Raw genomic sequence first — 18,648 nt, 5'->3', positions numbered from 1 at the left:
ATCCTGAGCATACTTGCGAAGGATCAACGAAAGACCAAAACTCTTTCTGCCCTTTAACCTAAATGGTCATCCCGCACCTGTCTGCCGACAGGCAGGCTTGATCCGGGATCTATAATGACTGAAGCTTTGAGTTAATAGGAGGTTGTATTTCTTTTCCTCTTTAACTCATTCCCAAGCTCCTGCTTGGGAATGCATTTGGGAAGCTAGAGCTTCCCAGCGTGCGTTCCGAAGGTGGACCTTCGAAACGAGAGCAAGAGGAAGAAGTGGGTTGGCAACTAAGAACAAGGATCTTTCCTTTCCAATGAAGCAACGAATCCCTATCTTTGTGCAAAATTTGCTCAAAAAGATTTAGGCCAAATGAAGGTTACACTAAAAGATATTTCGGATGCCACCGGATTTTCGATTTCTACGATTTCAAGAGCAGTTCGGGGAGAAGGTAGAATTTCAGAAGAAAACCGGAAGAAAATTCTGGCCAGCGCCCATGAACTGGGATACCCGTTACCTACCAACGGCAGGGCCATACCAAAAGACCAGCCCCCTTATATCGCATTGATTACCCAGTTCCGTGAGGGAGAATTTTATTCGTCGTTTGCAGTAGGTTTTATGAAAGCTGCCTATCGGAAAAATGTGACTCTCAGCTTGTTTGGAATAGATGAAGACTTACATGATGCTCCTCATTTAATTGAACATTTAAGAGCCTTTGGCTTTTCAGGAGCCGTGCTATTTGCCCCTGAAATGAAAGAAGCCGATTACCAGCAGATTCTGTATTCCACACCCAGAGATTTTCCCATCATTTCCTGTTCTAATATTGATAGTTCTGTACTGGACACCGTTACTTTTGATGCCTATCAGGGAGCTACACTTATAGCCAGGCATTTCCATGGCAAGGGATATAAAAAGCTGGGAATTATAGAAGGGCCGGCTGAAATGCCCGAGTCCAGGTTTCGCTCAAATGGCTTTAATGATTACGTAACTCATGTTGCGGAAGAGGAAATAGTATGGAGCTTTAGAGGAGATTACACCCTGGAATCGGGAAAAGAAGCATTTGAAGCTTTTCATTCAGCTAGTGTTAAGCCCGAGGCCATATTTGCAACTAACGATGCCATGGCAGTTGGCTTTATGGAGGCAGCGAGTAAGTTTGGATATCGTTTTCCTGATGATATTGCCATTGCGGGTTATGATAACTTACCCATTTGTGAAACCCACTATCCTAAAATCACTTCTGTAGACACCGACTATATCCGGTTAGGAGAAAACACTCTCGATAACTTACTCTCCCGAATCGGAAGAGATGATGAGCATCAGGGTATCGTGAGCATGGTTCCGGTTAGCTTGAAAATAAGAGAGTCGAGCTGAAATTATGAGTTGAGCAAATTTGCTTAATTAATGCAAAAATTTTGCGCAAACTTGTTTCTTTTTTGCTCCCATTTAAATATTATCTATTCCTTTGTAGAGCAAGGGAATTGTACGAGCGAGATTATAAGCTCCTCTTTTTAGAGTAGACCTTCTCGTTCCTGTACAATCTGAAGGAGTCGTTAAGCGCAATAATGTATCCATGTACTTAGGAATAGATTTAGGAAGCTCATCTATAAAGCTGTCATTATTCGATGCCGAGTCAGGCACAGTAATTCATTCACTTTCTTATCCCAAAGAAGAACTGGCAATTAATGCTCCAGAATTTGGATGGGCCGAACAGAACCCGGAGGATTGGTGGGAAAATTTCCAAAAAGGCTATGCTATTCTCATTAAAGAATCGGGAACGAACCCCAAAGATATTCAAGCCATCGGTATTTCTTATCAAATGCATGGCCTGGTATTGGTCGATGAAAAGTTAAAGGTACTTCGACCTTCTATTATTTGGTGCGATAGCCGGGCAGTAGAAGCTGGTAATGAAGCATTCGACTCTTTAGGTAGAGCATTTTGCTTACCACACCTTTTGAATTCTCCGGGGAATTTTACGGCTTCCAAGCTCGCATGGGTTAAACAGAACGAACCCGAGATCTATTCAAAGATCCATAAGTTTATGTTACCTGGTGATTTTATCGCGATGAAGCTTTCCGGCCGGATTACAACCACCAATACCGGCTTATCAGAAGGGATCTTCTGGGATTTTAAACAACGAGGTCTTAGCCAGGAGCTTTTAAGCGTGTATGGTATTTCAGAAGACCTGGTTCCGGAGGTGGTGCCTGCTATTGGAGACCAGGTGTCAGTTAAGCCGGAAGTAGCGGCCCAACTTGGTTTATTAGCCGGTGTTAGCATTACTTACAGAGGAGGAGATCAACCTAATAATGCCTTTTCATTAAACGTATTGAACCCGGGCGAAACAGCATCCACCGCAGGAACATCAGGAGTGATTTATGCGGTAACTGATAAGAATGCGTATGATGAAAAATCGCGGATTAACACCTTTCTTCATGTAAACGATACTCCGGAAGCCCCGAGGAATGGTGTTCTAATTTGTATCAACGGCACTGGGATTCTTTATAACTGGCTACGCCGAATACTGAATACCGGGAGTGGGAACATTGATTATATCCATATGAATGATATGGTGGATTCAGTAAAAGCAGGTTCTGAAGGGCTTGCCTGCCTCCCTTTTGGTAACGGTGCCGAACGGATCTTTGAAAATCGAATTGTTGGTTCGCATTTACTCAATATGGATTTCAACCGTCACCATACCAGTCACATTCTTCGTGCCTCGGTTGAAGGAATTGTTTATGCCCTCAATCTTGGTTTCGAAATGCTGGAAAATCTGGGCATTGAACAAAACCGGATTCGGGCGGGTCATGCGAACCTTTTCTTAAGCAAATCTTTTCGGGAGATTTTTGTGAATGTAACCGGAATTCCTCTGGAACTTTATAATACGGATGGTGCTGCTGGTGCAGCCCGAGGCGCAGCTCTTGGTTCAGGTTTTTATACCACTCCGGAAGAAGCTTTTTCAACTTTGGAGCGCATTGCTGTGATTGACCCTAATCCTGAACTCGCTGAAAACTATAAACAGCTGTTCGGAAGCTGGAAGCAGGAAATAGAAAAACACTCATTTTAATTACTCATAAAGGGAAAACCTTACAACACATTTGATATGAAAGTACTGATTGGAAACAAGGAATATTTTAAAGGGATTGGTCGCATCCAGTTTGAAGGCAAGGAATCGGATAACCCTCTAGCATTCAAATATTATGATGAAAATAAAGTAGTAGCTGGCAAGACCATGAAGGAACACTTCAAATTTGCAGTGGCTTACTGGCATACGCTTACCGGAACAGGAGGTGACCCTTTTGGTCCGGGAACAAAGGAGTTTCCATGGGCTAGCAGCACCGATCCTTATCAAAATGCAAAAGATAAAATGGATGCTGCGTTCGAATTCATCACCAAGTTGGGTGTTCCCTATTACTGCTTCCACGATTTCGATCTTATTGCAGAAGGAGATACACTAGCTGAATCAGAAAAGAGGCTGGATTTTATTACCGATTATGCAAAGGAAAAGCAGGAAGCCTCAGACGTGAAACTTCTTTGGGGAACGGCCAATTGCTTTAGCCACTCTCGGTATATGAATGGGGCTGCTACTAATCCTGATTTTAATGTAGTTGCTTTTGCTGGTGCTCAGGTAAAAAATGCACTGGATGCTACCATAAAGCTGGGCGGTGAAAACTATGTATTCTGGGGAGGTAGAGAAGGATATATGTCGCTCTTGAATACAGATATGGGGCGTGAATTAGATCATTTTGCTCAATTCCTTCATATGGCCAAAGATTATGCTCGCAGTCAGGGATTTACTGGCACCTTCTTTATCGAGCCCAAACCAATGGAGCCCTCTAAGCATCAATATGATTTTGATTCAGCTACCGTTTTGGGTTTCCTAACCAAGTATGATTTGCTGGATGACTTTAAACTGAATATCGAGGTGAACCATGCAACTTTGGCGCTACACACCTTCGAGCATGAACTACAAGTAGCTGCTAATAATAACTTGCTAGGTAGTATTGATGCCAATCGTGGCGATTACCAGAATGGATGGGATACTGATCAATTCCCGGTAGATGTATTTGAAATTACCCAGGCCATGCTTGTTATCCTTCAGGCTGGTGGTCTTCAGGGAGGAGGGATCAACTTTGATGCCAAGGCCAGAAGAAACTCAACTGATTTGATTGACCTTTTCCATGCGCACATTGGCGGAATGGATGTATTCGCTCGTTCATTAATGGCTGCTGACGCTATTTTGACCAAGTCGGCCTATCCGGAGTTAAGAAAAGAACGATACAGTTCTTTTGACTCGGGTTCAGGAAAAGACTTCGAGGAAGGAAAACTTTCTCTTGAAGATTTACATGCCCATGCAACTTCAAATCAGGATATCGAGCAGCGAAGTGGTAAGCAGGAGCTGTACGAAAATATCATCAACCAATTCGTTTAGAACATGAAAAGACTAGCCCAGTTACCGGCTTTTGTTCTCATAGTAATTCTAAGTACATCATGTATTGGTACTATCGAGCAGCAACCCGCTGAAACCCTGGCAAGTGCCTATAACGACCACTTTTACATAGGTGCGGCTCTCAAAACCAGTCAATATACAGGAGAAGACCAGCGAGGAATTCCTATAGTTGAAAAACACTTCAACTCTATCTCTCCCGAGAATGATTTGAAATGGGAGCGAATTCATCCTGAGCCAGGCGTGTTCAATTTTGAAGAAGCAGACAGCTTTGTAGAATTCGGTGAAGCGAATGATATGTTCATTGTCGGCCATGTGTTAGTGTGGCATAGCCAGACGCCGGATTGGGTATTTGAAGATGAGGATGGAAATCCACTTTCAAGGGAAGCACTTCTTGAACGCATGGAAGATCACATCACTACGATTGTAACCAGGTATAAAGGTAGGATTAATGGTTGGGATGTGGTGAATGAAGCACTAAATGAAGATGGTACTTTTAGAGAGTCCAAATGGTATCAAATCATAGGCCCGGATTTTATCGCCAAAGCCTTTGAATACGCCGCTGCAGCTGATCCTGAGGCTGAGTTGTATTACAACGACTATAACCTGTTCAACCCTGATAAAGCTGATGGCGCAATCCAAATGGTTAAAGATATCCAAGAGCAAGGGATCAAAGTTTCAGGAATTGGTATGCAGGGACATTATGGATTGCAAGGCCCTACCGCTGAAGAAGTAGAGGCTAGCATCATTAAGTTTGGTGAGCTGGGGATTGTTGCTATCACCGAATTAGATGTAGATGTACTCCCTCCCGCTTTCGAATATATGGGAGCAGATATTAGTATGAGAGCTGAGCTAAAAGAGGAGCTTAATCCTTATACAGAAGGAATGCCCGATTCCATTAAACAAGCTCAAATCGATCAGTATACAGCCTATTTCGAGGTATTTCTAAAGCATGCAGATAAAATCAATCGGGTGACCACCTGGGGGGTAACCGATGGAGATTCATGGAAAAATTATTGGCCCGTTTCAGAGCGGAGGAATTATCCGCTGTTATTCGACCGGGAAGGAAATGAAAAAGAGGTAGCGAAAGTACTCATGGAGCTGCCTTCAAATAAGTAAGTATGGAAGAGACTATTCATAAAGAAACAGCATTAGACCAGGCAATCTATAAAGACGCTACTAAGAGTCCCGAAGAGCGAACCAAAGATTTGATCTCAAGGATGACCCTTGAGGAGAAAGCCGCCCAAATGGTCGGGATTTGGAATGAGAAAAAAGATACGCTTGTAGATGAACAAGGCTATTTCGATCCTGAAAAGGCAAGTAAGCATTTTGGACACGGGTATGGACTTGGTCAGGTAGGGAGACCAAGTGATGCAGGCAAAGATGAAGAAGCCAGTCATGAAGCTGGCTTTGATGCTCGCCAAACGGTGGAGCTCACGAACGCCATTCAGAAATTTTTCCTGGAGCATACCCGCTTAGGGATTCCGGTAGTATTCCATGAGGAGTGCCTGCATGGATTAGCATCAAAGTGGGCCACCAGCTTTCCACAGCCTATTGGATTAGGAGGTACTTTTAATACAGAGTTGGTAGAAAGGCTTTATGCTATGGCTGCAAAAGAGGCTCGGTTACGTGGAGCTCATCAGGCATTGACGCCTGTGGTGGATGTGGCTCGTGACCCTCGTTGGGGACGTGTGGAAGAGACATTTGGAGAAGATCCGTATCTGGTAGCACAATTAGGTGTAGCAGCTGTAAAAGGATTTCAGGGTGATAGCGAGTTCGATAATAAAGATCGTGTGATGGCTACCCTCAAGCACTTTGCTGCTCATGGAGAGCCGGAATCAGGAATGAATTGTGGTCCGGTAAATATCTCCGAGCGTGTACTTCGTGAAACCTTTCTGATGCCATTTAAAGAGGCCATTGACGAAGCAAATGTGGTAAGTGTGATGGCTTCTTATAACGAAATTGACGCTATTCCTTCTCATGCCAATCCATGGTTACTTCGCGATGTGCTTAGAGACGAATGGGGATTTAAAGGATTTGTGGTTTCCGATTACTATGCTATTCTAGAGCTGTTTGATCGTGAGGCTACTCATGGTCATGGAATTGCGGAAGACAGAAAACATGCAGCTGAGCTAGCGATAAAAGCTGGTGTGAATATCGAACTGCCCGAGCCTGATTGTTTCCTACATATCATTGATCTGGTAAATGAAGGCCGTATCGAAGAAGAAATGCTGGATGAACTGGTGGAGCCCATGCTGTATTGGAAGTTCAAAATGGGCTTGTTCGATGATCCCTATCTCGATCCGGAAATGGCGGAGCAGGTATCAGGCTCAGAATCCCACAAAGCTTTAGCCCTTCAGGCTGCCCGGGAGGCTATTACCCTCCTTAAGAACGAAAGTAATACACTGCCATTGAATTCAAATACATTGAAGCAAATCGCAGTGGTAGGACCGAATGCCGATCGTAGTTTATTGGGTGGCTATAGTGGCGCTCCAAAAACTAATGTCACCATACTTGACGGAATCAAAACTAAGGCAAAATCCCTGGGGGTTGAAGTAGTTCATAGTCAAGGGTGTCAAATTACCGTAGGCGGACGCTGGGAAGCGGATACTGTTGTAGTTCCTACGCCAGATGAAAACCGCGCATATATCGCTCAGGCAGTTGAAGATGTGAAGGACTCCGATGTAATCATTTTAGCTATTGGAGGTAATGATCAAACCTCTCGCGAAGCCTGGAGCTTAACTCATATGGGCGATCGTACCGATTTGAATTTATTTGGAGAACAGGATGAACTGGTAGACGCCATGGTAGCTACCGGAAAGCCAGTGATCGCGGTAGTAGTAAATGGCCGCCCGTTAAGCATTAATAATGTAGCCGAAAAAGTAGCCTCCATTTTAGAATGCTGGTACTTGGGACAGGAAGGTGGCAACGCCTTAGCCCAAGTATTATTCGGAGAGTACAACCCTGGGGGCAAACTCCCGATTTCCATTCCTAAATCAGTAGGTCAGCTTCCCGTGTATTATAATTACCGTCCCTCAGCCCGACGGGGGTTTTTGCATGATGATGCACAGCCTCTATTTCCTTTTGGATACGGTCTTAGTTACACCACATTTGAATACTCAAACCCGGTAATTAATGATCCGGTTATTTCGGTAGATGGTGCTACCTCAGTATCAGTAGATGTAACCAACACCGGGGAATACGAAGGGTCTGAAGTTGTACAGATGTACATCAGGGATTGCGTGAGTTCGGTTACACGCCCGGTTAAAGAATTAAAAGGCTTCAAAAAATTGTGGCTTAAGCCTGGTGAAACTAAGACTGTTAGCATTCCAATCACCAAAAAATCTCTGGCGTTTTATGACATCCGCATGAATTATGTGGTAGAGCCCGGTGAATTTGACATCATGATTGGAAATTCCTCAAGAGATGAAGACTTGACCAAATTAACCCTAACCGTGAAGGAGTAGTACTTCGCAAAACCAAGGCAGCATATGAGTAATTCATCACACAAGGTTCCTTTTATAGAAAAAGTTGGATATAGCGTAGGGGATACAGCTTCCAACCTTTTCTTTCAGACTTTTATAGTTTATTTGCTCTTTTTCTATACAGACGTATTTGGTATTTCAGCAGCTGCGGCCGGGACCATGTTTCTAGTTACACGAATAATTGATGCAATTACTGATCCTGTGATGGGGATTATCTCGGATTCCACAATATCCATATATGGTAAGTTCCGCCCGTATTTATTTTGGCTAGCGATCCCATTTGGGGTAATAGGGATGTTCATGTTCTTTACCCCGGATTTAGGCGATACCGGAAAGATCGTATATGCCTATATCACCTATACCTTGATGATGATTTTGTACACGGCAATCAATGTTCCGTATTCAGCATTGATGGGAGTTATTACTCCAAGTTCGGAGGAACGAACGGTGGTTTCTTCTTACCGCTTTGTAGCTGCCTATGTTGGCTTATTGATTGTTACTGGTTTTACTGAATCACTAGTTGAATTTTTTGGTGGTGGAGATAGGCAAGCTGGTTGGATGTGGACAATGGGATTATACGGTCTTGTTGCTGCCGTTCTCTTTATGATCACCTTTTTCACAACCAAAGAAAGAGTTGCACCACCAAAGGGTCAGGAAATCAATATCTGGAGAGATGGAGGAGATTTAATTAAGAACTTACCATGGGTACTCATTGGGTTAGCGACTGTTTTTCAGCTTATGTTTTTGGTAATACGCGGGGGATCCTTCGCCTTCTACATTAACTATTATGTTGGTGATCATTCCATTGACTTATTCGGGAGCGCTATAGGGCTTTCTCTTTCCACCTTTCTCACTTCTGGGGCTTTAGCTACACTTGTTGGGGCACTACTGACAAGTACAATCACAAAATTTCTTGATAGAAAGAAAACCTATAGCTGGTTTCTGGGGCTTGGTGCGGTGGTCAGCATCTTCTTCTTTTTTCTAACTCCCGATCAGATTGCTGCCATCTATTTAGTAAATATTATTGCTGGTTTTCTTTTGGGACCGGTAGCAGTTTTGCAATGGGCAATGTACACCGATACAGCTGATTATGGAGAATGGAAGTTTGGCCGAAGGGCGACCGGGCTCATTATGGCAGCATCTCTTTTTGCGTTAAAACTAGGAGTAGCTCTTGGAGGAGCAATAACAGGCTGGGTGCTATCAGCCTATGGCTTTGTGGCAAATCAGGATCAATCTGTAGAGGCTCTGGAAGGTATTCAGATGCTGGTAAGTATCATCCCCGCAATATTTGGAATCTTAGCTTTCATTGTGATCATTTTCTACCCACTCACCAACGAGAAAATGAAAGAAATTGAAGTCGATCTAATAGAAAGAAGAGGCGAAAGTGGAGAAGAATTCATCCCAGCCTAACTCACAAACACTCATCGAAATAAAAAACACTATGAAGTTTTCAGTATTTAAAAAGAGAGTTCACCTGGTCATAGGTGCACTTATGATCTGTACCAGTTCAGTATTTGCACAGGCCACAAAAGATTTCGCGACTAACGGGAGTTTTGAAGACTTCCAGCTGGGCGTATTAGCCGGAAATGATCTGGGCTGGGTCTTCAATATCAACGCCAATGGAGCAAGTAGCACGTTTGAGATTGTAGATGAAGCTCATGATGATGATGGCAAAGCGTTGAAAGTAACATTTGGAGCATTCAACAATGGTGATGACTGGAATATTGAAGCTGTAAATGAAGACCTGTTAGTTAAAGCCGGTGATACTTATATAGCAACGGTTTGGCTTAAAGCCGATACCACTAGCAGAACAGCACGTTTTTATATCGGACTACCCGAAAGTGGAGGCTGGAGCAGGTATGAGCAGTTCGATTCAGGATTGGATACTGTTTGGACTAAGTACGAGATTGAATACACTGCCACAGCTTTTGATGAGCAAAATATGATGCGCTTTGCCATTCCAATGAATTTTGCTTCTAATGTAGGGGGCACTATCTATATCGATAATCTCCAGGTAATCGGCCCTGATCCGGAAGGAGCTCAGAATACGAACGGAAGTTTTGAAGACGCCGAGTTAACTGAACAAGCCGATACTGCTTCCATAGATGGCTGGACCTTCGAACTTCAGGATACCGGAGATGCTACCTTTGCCATTGTAGATGATGTAGTCAAAGATGGAGATCGCGCACTTCGCGTTGATATTGCTGCTCAAGGTGCCAATGATTGGAGTATTCAGGCTATCAATGAATTATTTCCCGTAGAATTTGGAGTTACCTATACCTTCTCAGCATGGGCTAAAGCAAGTGAATCAGGAGCAACAGCAAATTTCACAGTTGGAAATCCATCATTCACAGAATTCGGCAGGATTAATAATAGTGAGGTATCACTAACTACCGATTGGCAGGAATTTAGCTTCCAGTTTCAAGCCGGAGCGGAGGATACGGTTGGGCGAGCACCTATACACTTAAGCATGACAGGTAATGTTGGTAAAAGTATATGGATTGACAGTGTTCGAGTTCAAAAACCAATTGAGCCTGAAGAAACCTTTGAGCCTATTGCCAGGGATAAACCTAAGTTTCTAGGTAATGTGTACAGCGCGGCGCAAGCTCCAAGATTTGAAGAATACTGGAACCAGGTTACCCCTGAAAATGCTGGGAAATGGGGCTCGGTAGAAGGTACACGGGATGTGATGAATTGGAGCCAGATGGATGCAGCTGCAAATCTTGCGAGGGAAAACGGGTTTCCGTTTAAATTTCATGTCCTGGTTTGGGGAAATCAACAGCCAACCTGGATCAAATCCCTTTCTCCTTCCGAACAGCTTGAAGAAATTGAAGAATGGTTCGAAGCTGTAGCGGAACGTTATCCTGATTTAGACTGGATTGAAGTAGTAAATGAACCGCTACACGATCCACCAAATAATTCCGGAGCCAACTCAGGTACATCTGATAGTGGGGGATATATCGATGCTTTGGGTGGAAATGGTGAAACAGGCTGGGACTGGATAATTACCTCATTCCAAATGGCACGTGATATTTTCCCGGATTCTGTAAAGCTTATCATCAATGATTACAGCATACTTGGTAATACCCAAAACACGGCTAACTATATAACTATTATCAATCTGTTAAAAGACAGGGGCCTGATTGATGGCATTGGGGTTCAGGCGCACGCATTTTCAACAAAATTTGCCAATGTTAGTCAGCTGGAGTTTAGCCTGAACCAACTTGCAGCTACTGGTTTACCCATTCAAATTACAGAACTGGATATTGATGGCTTTCCAAGCGGATCTGATGCTCAGTCTGACCAAACCCAACTTGAAGAGTACGAACGTATTTTTCCGTTGATGTGGGAGCATACCTCAGTAGAAGGGATCACTCTTTGGGGGTGGAGAGATGGGCATTGGAGGTCTGAACAGGAGGCATACATTATGAGACCAAGCGAAGAGGAACGGCCGGCGCTTACATGGTTAAGAACATATGTTGAAGAAACAGAAGTAGTAGTATCAAATGAAGATGAAGCTATTGAAAAGCCTCTGGGCTATAGCTTATTTCAAAATTATCCAAATCCATTTAATCCCACTACACAAATTTCCTATTCTATTCCTTCGGTTTCAGATGTGAAGCTGACGGTATATGATGTTACAGGAAGACAAATACAGGTATTAGTTAATGCTCAGCAAGCAGCTGGAACGCACTCTGTGAGTTTGAATGCGATAAATCTTTCTTCCGGGGTTTACTTCTATGAAATAATTGCTGGAAGCTACAGGGAAGTGAAAAGAATGACCTTGATTAAATAGTAGTTTAATCGATGAGTCTTTGCGAGAAGCTCACTCATGTTTTTTCATTTACAAAAGGTAACGACGAAGCAATCTCAGAGGGTGAGTTAACATTACGAGATTGCTTCAGGACTTGCTAAAGCTGAGTCCTTCTCAATGACAAAAATTTTAGTTCACAATCAGATATGTGGCCTGCATTGAAATGCGGGCCATTTCTTTAGAAGCGCTTCCGTAAAAATCCGGCTTTTTTGTGACGAAAAGATTGGATGTTATCAGGTAAAGCTCCAACTTTTTGGGATGGAAGCATTAACACTGGATCGGTTAAACCAAAACCTTGCCTCGTCTTTAGTCGATGCAAGGCTCGCTCATGTACTCAACAAGTATGGGGATAAAGCACTGGTAACTACCTCATTTGGTACAACTTCTGCACTTTTATTACATATCGTGGCCCGGGTTAAACCGGATCTCCCTGTACATTTCGTAGACACAGGGTTTCTTTTTCCGGAAACTCATGCTTATAAAGAAGAGCTAACCAGGATATTGGGTTTGAATATCATCACGCATAAAGCACCCTATGAGCTGAATCAGAAGAGCCGTCAGCAGATGCTATGGAAGGTGAACCCGGATTTATGTTGTTCTTATAACAAGATTACCCCGATCGAAAGCCTTCTCAGTAATTATGATATTTGGATTTCCGGGTTACTGGGATATCAAAACAGTTTTAGAACCGGACTCAATATCCTTCAGCAAAGGAAAGATTTATACCGCTTCTATCCTCTAATCGATTGGACGGAGAAACAGGTTAAAGACTATTATGAATACTTTGGCTTACCAAGACACCCTTTAGAAGCGCTGGGTTTTTCTTCTTTAGGATGTACTCATTGTACAGCTCAGGGAAAGGGCAGAGAAGGTCGTTGGAGTGGGCTGGATAAAACCGAGTGTGGTTTACACACGTGATTGTGCAGACTCCTTAATAAGCCAATCCAGGTAATCTTTATTTCCCTCATCTTCGGTAATGGTTAAGGAAACTACAGATGGGCAATCGTAACTGTGCAGTTCTTTCACTCTATCGGTTAAAGCCCGAACTTTTGAATATGCCGTTTTGGCTATTAAAACACATTCATTTGATTCTTCAATCTTACCCTCCCACCAAAAAATAGACTCCATACCATCTACGATATTGACACAAGCCGCCAGACGTTTTTCGACTAAATCACGTCCGATTTTTCGCGCTTCTTCTTTAGATGAAGTGGTGATATAGATATATCTAAGATTGTAGTACATAGCGAGTGAGTTGAGTTTTAGGCTTTCAAATTATAATGAACAAGAGACTGAGAAATCTAAAAATTGTTAATGGTTATTTGTTATTGGTGAATCACCTTCCCAATAACAAATAACCATTAATCAATAACACGTAGTGACGAAAGAAATACAAAATAGAAGATGGATTTTATTTTCTTCAACCCGTATCTTTGCAAGCTCTGAAATTTCGCGAGAGTGGTGGAATTGGTAGACACGCTAGATTTAGGATCTAGTGCTTTAACCGGCGTGGGGGTTCGAGTCCCCCCTCTCGTACTTTCCTTTCTGTGCACCCCCTGTTTTATTTATTGACCAACAATTAAAGAGTAATATTCGTGAATATTTCTGTGAAAGAAATTACTTCTGTAGATAAAGAAGTAACGTTAAAAGCTAATCGAGAAGAACTTCAACCAAAATTTGACAAGGCACTTAGAAAATACCAGGGTCAAATTAATTTACCAGGTTTTCGCCCTGGCCGAGTTCCTCTTTCCATTGTAAAAAAACGCTTTGGAAATGATATTGAGATTGAAGAAATCAATAAATATATCCAGGAGGTTTTTGAAAAGGATGTAGTTGAGGAGCATGACCCGATTGGAGAAACTCAGATGATCGATTTTCAGTGGGAAAACGATGAGCTGGAAGTAGTATTCAAAATCGGGGCTAAGCCTGAGTTTACCCTGGGCGATTTGAAAAAAATTAAAGTGAACAAAATGGTTCACGATGTAACCGATAAAGAAGTTGAAGAGGAAGTAGAAAGAACTCGAGAGCGTGATGGTAATTGGGAAGATGTAGATAAAGCGGCTACCAAAGATTCTAAGCTTGTTGTAGATGTTGTTTCGTTAGATGATGATGGTAACCCGATTGAAGGTGATTCGGACACAGATCAGGTTATTGATCTAAGAGAAGAATCTGCAAAAAGCTTCCTTAAGTCTCTAAAAGGAAAAAAAGCCGGCGAAGTAGTAGATATGAAGCTGGAAGAAGATGGCGAAAAAGATCATTTCAGAGTTACACTTAAAAAGGTTCAGCAACTTCATCAGGCTGAGATGAATGAAGAATTTTTCAAGAGAAACAGTAACGGAGAAGCTAAAGAAGAAGACGAATTCAAAAGCTTCATCAAAAGCCGCATGCAACAATACTATGACCAGAGTTCAGATGACCTTTTCAAAAATGAAGTGGTAGAAGCACTGGTAAATGCAAATGAGTTTGATACTCCTGAAGCATTTGTTGAGCAGGTTAAGAGCTCCTATGTACAACAGCTAAAGCAGCAGTACGGAGATAAGCTGCCAGGAACCTTTGATGAGCTTGGGTACAGAGAAGAAATGACTGAGCAGGCCAAGAGAGAAACCAAATGGTATTTCATTAGTCAAAAACTTCAAGAAACATTTGAAGATATCGAAATAAAACCCGAAGATATCGACGAGTTCATTTCCTTAGAGGCCGCACGATATGGCGCAACGGTAGACCAATTAAAAGGCTATTACGCTCAGAATCCAAGCTTGCTCGAATCACTCAGAAGCAGTATTAGAGAGAATAAGGTATTCGACAAGCTACAGGATGAAGTGAGTATCAAAGAGCTTAATAAAGAGGCTTACCAAAAAGAGCAGGAAAAGAAGTCAAAAAAGAAGAAATAATTCACACTACTATTATGACTAAACAACCCCTTTTTGAGGCTGGCTTTTCTCCGATCGAAGATAACCTGGTACCTATGGTTATTGAGACGACTAATAGAGGAGAGCGTGCTTATGATATTTATTCTCGTCTATTAAAAGACCGTATTATTATTCTTGGAAGCGCCATTAATGATGTAGTGGCAAGTTCTATTGTTGCACAAATGTTATTCCTTGAATCAGATGATCCTGAAAAGGATATTAATCTTTATATCAATAGCCCGGGAGGTGTGGTTACCTCTGGTTTAGCTATTTATGATACCATGCAGCATATTAAATGCGATGTAGCAACTACCTGTATGGGTATGGCTGCTAGTATGGGTGCTGTACTTCTTACAGCGGGAACAGCCGGGAAAAGAAGTTGCCTGCCAAATGCTAAAGTTATGATTCATCAACCACTAGGTGGTGTACAAGGTCAGGCCAGCGATATTGAAATTGAAGCTAAAGAAATCATTAGAACAAAGACGCAATTAAGCCAGATTATTGCGGATCATTCCGGAAAAAAGCTAAGTGAAGTTATTGTTGATTCAGATCGTAACAATTGGATGACTTCTGATGAAGCCAAGAAGTACGGCCTGGTTGATAATGTGATAGCAAGGCCTAAGTAGGCTAAGTAGTATAAATTTTATTACCTTTGGGGCTGGATGAGCGATAAAGAGAAAAATAATGACATCGTAAATTGTTCATTTTGCGGGCGTTCGAGCCTGGAAGTGAACAGTATGGTAGCTGGCCCCGGGGTATATGTTTGTGACAGATGTGTTGAAGATGCATCAAGTATTATTAAGAGCGACTTAGCCTCCCTGGCTCGAAGAAGAGAAAAATCCTATAAACCTCTTCTTAAGCCCATCGAAATTAAAGCCAAACTCGACGAATATGTGATTGGTCAGGATCAGGCTAAGAAAACTTTATCGGTAGCGGTATACAATCACTATAAAAGAATTTCTACGGAAAGCATTGAGCACAGCGATACCAGCATTGAAAAAAGTAATATTGCCTTGCTGGGGCCTACCGGAAGTGGTAAAACTTTATTAGCACGTACGCTGGCCAAAGTTATTGATGTCCCATTTACCATTGCTGATGCCACAGTACTTACTGAAGCTGGTTATGTTGGTGAAGATGTTGAAAGTATCTTAAGCAATTTGTTAAGGGCTGCAGACTACGATGTTGAGCGTGCAAAACGTGGTATCGTTTATATTGATGAAGTAGATAAAGTAGCTCGTAAAAGCGACAACCCATCTATTACAAGGGATGTTAGTGGTGAGGGCGTTCAGCAAGCCTTACTTAAAATTTTAGAAGGTACTATTGCAAATATACCTCCCAAAGGAGGGCGCAAACATCCTGAGCAAAGCTTTATTCAACTGGATACTTCAAATATCCTGTTTATTTGTGGTGGAGCGTTCGCAGGTCTCGAAGAAATCATTTCCAGGAGACTATCTACCAGTGCAATGGGTTTCCATACCAAAGAGCAGGTTAAGTTTGATAAAGGGGATCCAAAGATATTTACTCATGTGGAGCCTGAAGATTTACAGAGGTTTGGATTAATTCCTGAATTGATTGGTCGTCTTCCAATGATTTGTGGATTGCATGAACTTTCTGATGAAGCTATGCTTGATATCCTTCAAACTCCAAAAAATGCTATTGTAAAGCAGTATGAAAAGCTGTTCAAGATGGAGAATGTAGAACTTACCTTCGAAGACGAAGCACTTAAGGCCATTGTAAGCAAGGCAAAAGATCGAAAAACAGGTGCTCGAGGGCTCAGGTCTATTATGGAAGCTTCCATGCTAGATATTATGTTCACACTTCCATCAATGAAAAGCGTGTCACGGTGTATTATTACTAAAGATACTATCGAAAATAATGCGCCCCCTGTTTATGAAAAGCAAAAGGCTTCCGCATAAAGAAATTAACCCCGATTATGTCGGGGTTTTTTGTTTCCCTAAAATCCCCGAACATCAAGGTTAAACCAAAGCTGCCAAAATGAATTTATTTGCCCAATCGGGTTGGATAAAGTTGATGCTTATCCTCTTTCTACTTTTGTTAGGGGCAGGATCGCTTATCTACAATAATTATCTGGTGGGTAAGATACTTGATCAGGAAAGGGCCAGTGTTCAGCTATGGGCTAAAGTTATAGAGTTTAATTCGCTCCCGTATGATCAACAGGCAAGCGCAAAACTATTTGAGGTGGCTTTTCAGCTTCAGGAGAATTCGAGCGTTCCGGATAGTTTGATCGATAAATTACTGGAAGTAGAAGGTCTGAGAAGTTCTCAGGATTTTGTAACCGATGAACTGGTGTTGGATGAAGCAGGATATTTCCAGGTTCCGGCGGTGCTGGTCGATTCAACTGGCGCTCCTGTTGAATATATATACTTCACTCCCAGCGAGTCGAATCCGGATTCACAAGAGGTTACGGTAGAGTATGGGTTCAGAAATATAGCTCTCAAACATATTGATACCCCAGCAAAAAGAGAACGGCTGGTTAATCAGCTTAAGGAAACTAATCCTCCTATTAAAATTACAATTGGGGATGAACAAACTCAGATTGTTCAGTTCGTGTATTATGGTGAGAGCCCAACGGTAAGAATTCTTCGCTACTTCCCTTACATTCAAATTTTGATACTCACTTTATTACTAGGTATAGGATATACTACCTATAAAAGTATCACCAGAACCGAGCAATCGAATCTTTGGGTAGGTATGGCCAAAGAGGCAGCGCATCAATTAGGTACTCCTATCTCTAGTTTATATGGTTGGATTCATCTATTCAAAGATGAGTATGGGGATGATAAATCAGCATCAAAAATCATTCAGGAAATAGAAAATGATGTTGAACGATTAAGTGGTGTAGCTGAACGGTTCGGTAAAATTGGTTCGTCTCCTGAACTCTCTTCGATGGACATAAAGTCTAATCTGGATGGAGTCATAACATATATGGAGCGAAGATTGCCCAAACTGGGTAAAGCCGTAAATGTGAAGAAGGACTTAGAAGCTGATGCTAAGGTGATGATCAACCCGGAGTTATTTCAATGGGCGGTCGAAAACCTCGTAAAAAACTCGATGGATGCTCTCACTACAAATGGTAGGGAAGCGTATATCGCAGTTTCGTCGAGGATAAAAGGGAAGGATGTAATTATTGATATTGAAGATTCCGGGTCAGGCATAGAGCCAAGTCAATTTAAGTCAGTATTCAGACCCGGATATAGCACAAAGAAAAGAGGTTGGGGCTTGGGACTTAGTCTTACCAAAAGAATCATCGAAGACTATCATTCCGGAAAAGTATTTGTATTAAAATCGGAATTGGGCGTAGGAACCACGATGAGGATTACCCTTCCTGTTGAAGAGAAAGAAAGTTAATCGTCGGTAAAGCCTCTTTTCTTGGCGTATTCGTAAAGTTCTGTCTTGAGCAGGTTTCTTCCCCGGTGCAGCCTTGAACGTATAGTACCAATTGGAACATCCAGCATGTTCGAAATTTCTTCATAGGTGAAGCCATCTACATCGCACAACAATACAACGGTTCTAAAATCCTCAGGTAATTTTGAGAGCGCCTTTGTGAAATTATCATCCATCAGGTTTCTGAAGATCAGGTGCTCTAAATCGGTGGTGTCGGTTCTTTCGGCCCTTACGTTTTCGTAATAGGAAGAAACCTCATCGTAATCTACCTCTTGCGGTTTTTTCTGATTTTTCCGGTAGTTATTAATGAACGAGTTTTTGAGGATACGGAATAACCAGGCTTTAGCGTTGGTTCCCTTTTCATAGCTATCGAAGAACCGGAAGGCTTTAACGATGGTATCCTGAACTAAATCTTCTGTGTCGCTAGGATCACCGGTAAGCCTAAGGCCGAAATTATACAGCGAGTCCAGGTGAGGAATAATCTCATCATTGAATTGAAGCTGTTTTAATCGATGTTTTTTACTCACCTTTATTCCTCAAAAATGCTATAAAACAAAAACGATAATTATAACCAATAATGGAAATCAAAATCGGAAATTTAACACGAAG

At 42.1% G+C, this 18,648-nt stretch carries 14 protein-coding genes and 1 tRNA gene; 13 read left to right on the top strand and 2 right to left on the bottom strand.

Annotation, left to right across the window (positions count from 1 at the left end):
• Positions 1-357 precede the first annotated feature (357 nt).
• The 8 genes from ED557_09055 to ED557_09020 all read left to right on the top strand — a co-directional run bounded on the left by ED557_09055 (position 358) and on the right by ED557_09020 (position 12,643).
• Positions 358-1,356, top strand: coding sequence for a LacI family transcriptional regulator (locus tag ED557_09055; GenBank protein RNC83908.1), 999 nt, complete (start codon positions 358-360; stop codon positions 1,354-1,356).
• Between the two features lie 199 nt (positions 1,357-1,555).
• Entirely contained in the window at positions 1,556-3,046 is a 1,491-nt protein-coding gene (locus ED557_09050) for a carbohydrate kinase (protein ID RNC83907.1), read from the top strand.
• A gap of 36 nt (positions 3,047-3,082) precedes the next feature.
• Positions 3,083-4,411 (top strand): xylose isomerase, encoded by a 1,329-nt coding sequence (gene xylA / locus ED557_09045; GenBank protein ID RNC83906.1) that lies wholly within the window; start codon positions 3,083-3,085, stop codon positions 4,409-4,411.
• A 3-nt stretch (positions 4,412-4,414) separates the two neighbouring features.
• Positions 4,415-5,545, top strand: a complete 1,131-nt coding sequence (locus ED557_09040) for an endo-1,4-beta-xylanase (protein ID RNC83905.1) — start codon at positions 4,415-4,417, stop codon at positions 5,543-5,545.
• A gap of 2 nt (positions 5,546-5,547) precedes the next feature.
• Positions 5,548-7,893: a beta-glucosidase gene (locus tag ED557_09035; GenBank protein RNC83904.1), complete on the top strand. Its 2,346-nt coding sequence runs from the start codon at positions 5,548-5,550 to the stop codon at positions 7,891-7,893.
• Positions 7,894-7,917: 24 nt separating this feature from the next.
• The gene (locus ED557_09030; GenBank protein RNC83903.1) at positions 7,918-9,321 is read left to right on the top strand and encodes an MFS transporter; all 1,404 of its coding nucleotides are present in this window, start codon (positions 7,918-7,920) and stop codon (positions 9,319-9,321) included.
• A gap of 31 nt (positions 9,322-9,352) precedes the next feature.
• Positions 9,353-11,707 carry a T9SS C-terminal target domain-containing protein gene (locus tag ED557_09025; GenBank protein ID RNC83902.1) on the top strand — a complete coding sequence of 785 codons (2,355 nt, stop codon included), beginning with the start codon at positions 9,353-9,355 and terminating at the stop codon, positions 11,705-11,707.
• A 276-nt stretch (positions 11,708-11,983) separates the two neighbouring features.
• A complete protein-coding gene (locus ED557_09020; protein RNC83901.1) occupies positions 11,984-12,643 on the top strand; it encodes a phosphoadenylyl-sulfate reductase in 660 nt (219 codons plus the stop codon).
• On the opposite strand, the gene ED557_09015 is transcribed toward ED557_09020, so the two are convergent.
• Complete coding sequence (locus ED557_09015; GenBank protein RNC83900.1) at positions 12,632-12,970, bottom strand: divalent-cation tolerance protein CutA; 339 nt, start codon at positions 12,968-12,970, stop codon at positions 12,632-12,634. The genes ED557_09020 and ED557_09015 overlap by 12 nt on opposite strands.
• A 207-nt stretch (positions 12,971-13,177) precedes the next feature.
• Here ED557_09015 and ED557_09010 point away from each other — a divergent pair.
• From ED557_09010 to ED557_08990, 5 genes are all read left to right on the top strand, one after another.
• Positions 13,178-13,261 (top strand) — tRNA-Leu (locus tag ED557_09010).
• A 59-nt stretch (positions 13,262-13,320) separates the two neighbouring features.
• A complete protein-coding gene (gene tig, locus ED557_09005) occupies positions 13,321-14,616 on the top strand; it encodes a trigger factor (GenBank protein ID RNC83899.1) in 1,296 nt (431 codons plus the stop codon).
• Positions 14,617-14,630: 14 nt separating this feature from the next.
• A complete protein-coding gene (gene clpP, locus ED557_09000) occupies positions 14,631-15,260 on the top strand; it encodes an ATP-dependent Clp endopeptidase proteolytic subunit ClpP (GenBank protein ID RNC83898.1) in 630 nt (209 codons plus the stop codon).
• Between the two features lie 36 nt (positions 15,261-15,296).
• Complete coding sequence (gene clpX, locus ED557_08995) at positions 15,297-16,550, top strand: ATP-dependent Clp protease ATP-binding subunit ClpX (GenBank protein RNC83897.1); 1,254 nt, start codon at positions 15,297-15,299, stop codon at positions 16,548-16,550.
• Positions 16,551-16,629: 79 nt separating this feature from the next.
• Positions 16,630-18,003: a sensor histidine kinase gene (locus ED557_08990; protein RNC83896.1), complete on the top strand. Its 1,374-nt coding sequence runs from the start codon at positions 16,630-16,632 to the stop codon at positions 18,001-18,003.
• Here the strand turns inward: ED557_08990 and ED557_08985 are convergent.
• The gene (locus tag ED557_08985; protein ID RNC83895.1) at positions 18,000-18,566 is read right to left on the bottom strand and encodes a sigma-70 family RNA polymerase sigma factor; all 567 of its coding nucleotides are present in this window, start codon (positions 18,564-18,566) and stop codon (positions 18,000-18,002) included. The genes ED557_08990 and ED557_08985 overlap by 4 nt on opposite strands.
• Between the last annotated feature and the right edge of the window lie 82 nt (positions 18,567-18,648).

This window comes from Balneola sp. (assembly GCA_003712055.1).
Classification (GTDB): Bacteria; Bacteroidota; Rhodothermia; order Balneolales; family Balneolaceae; genus RHLJ01.
The sequence above is the reverse complement of the archived record's forward strand: the minus strand, read 5'-3'. Positions and strand labels throughout refer to the sequence as shown.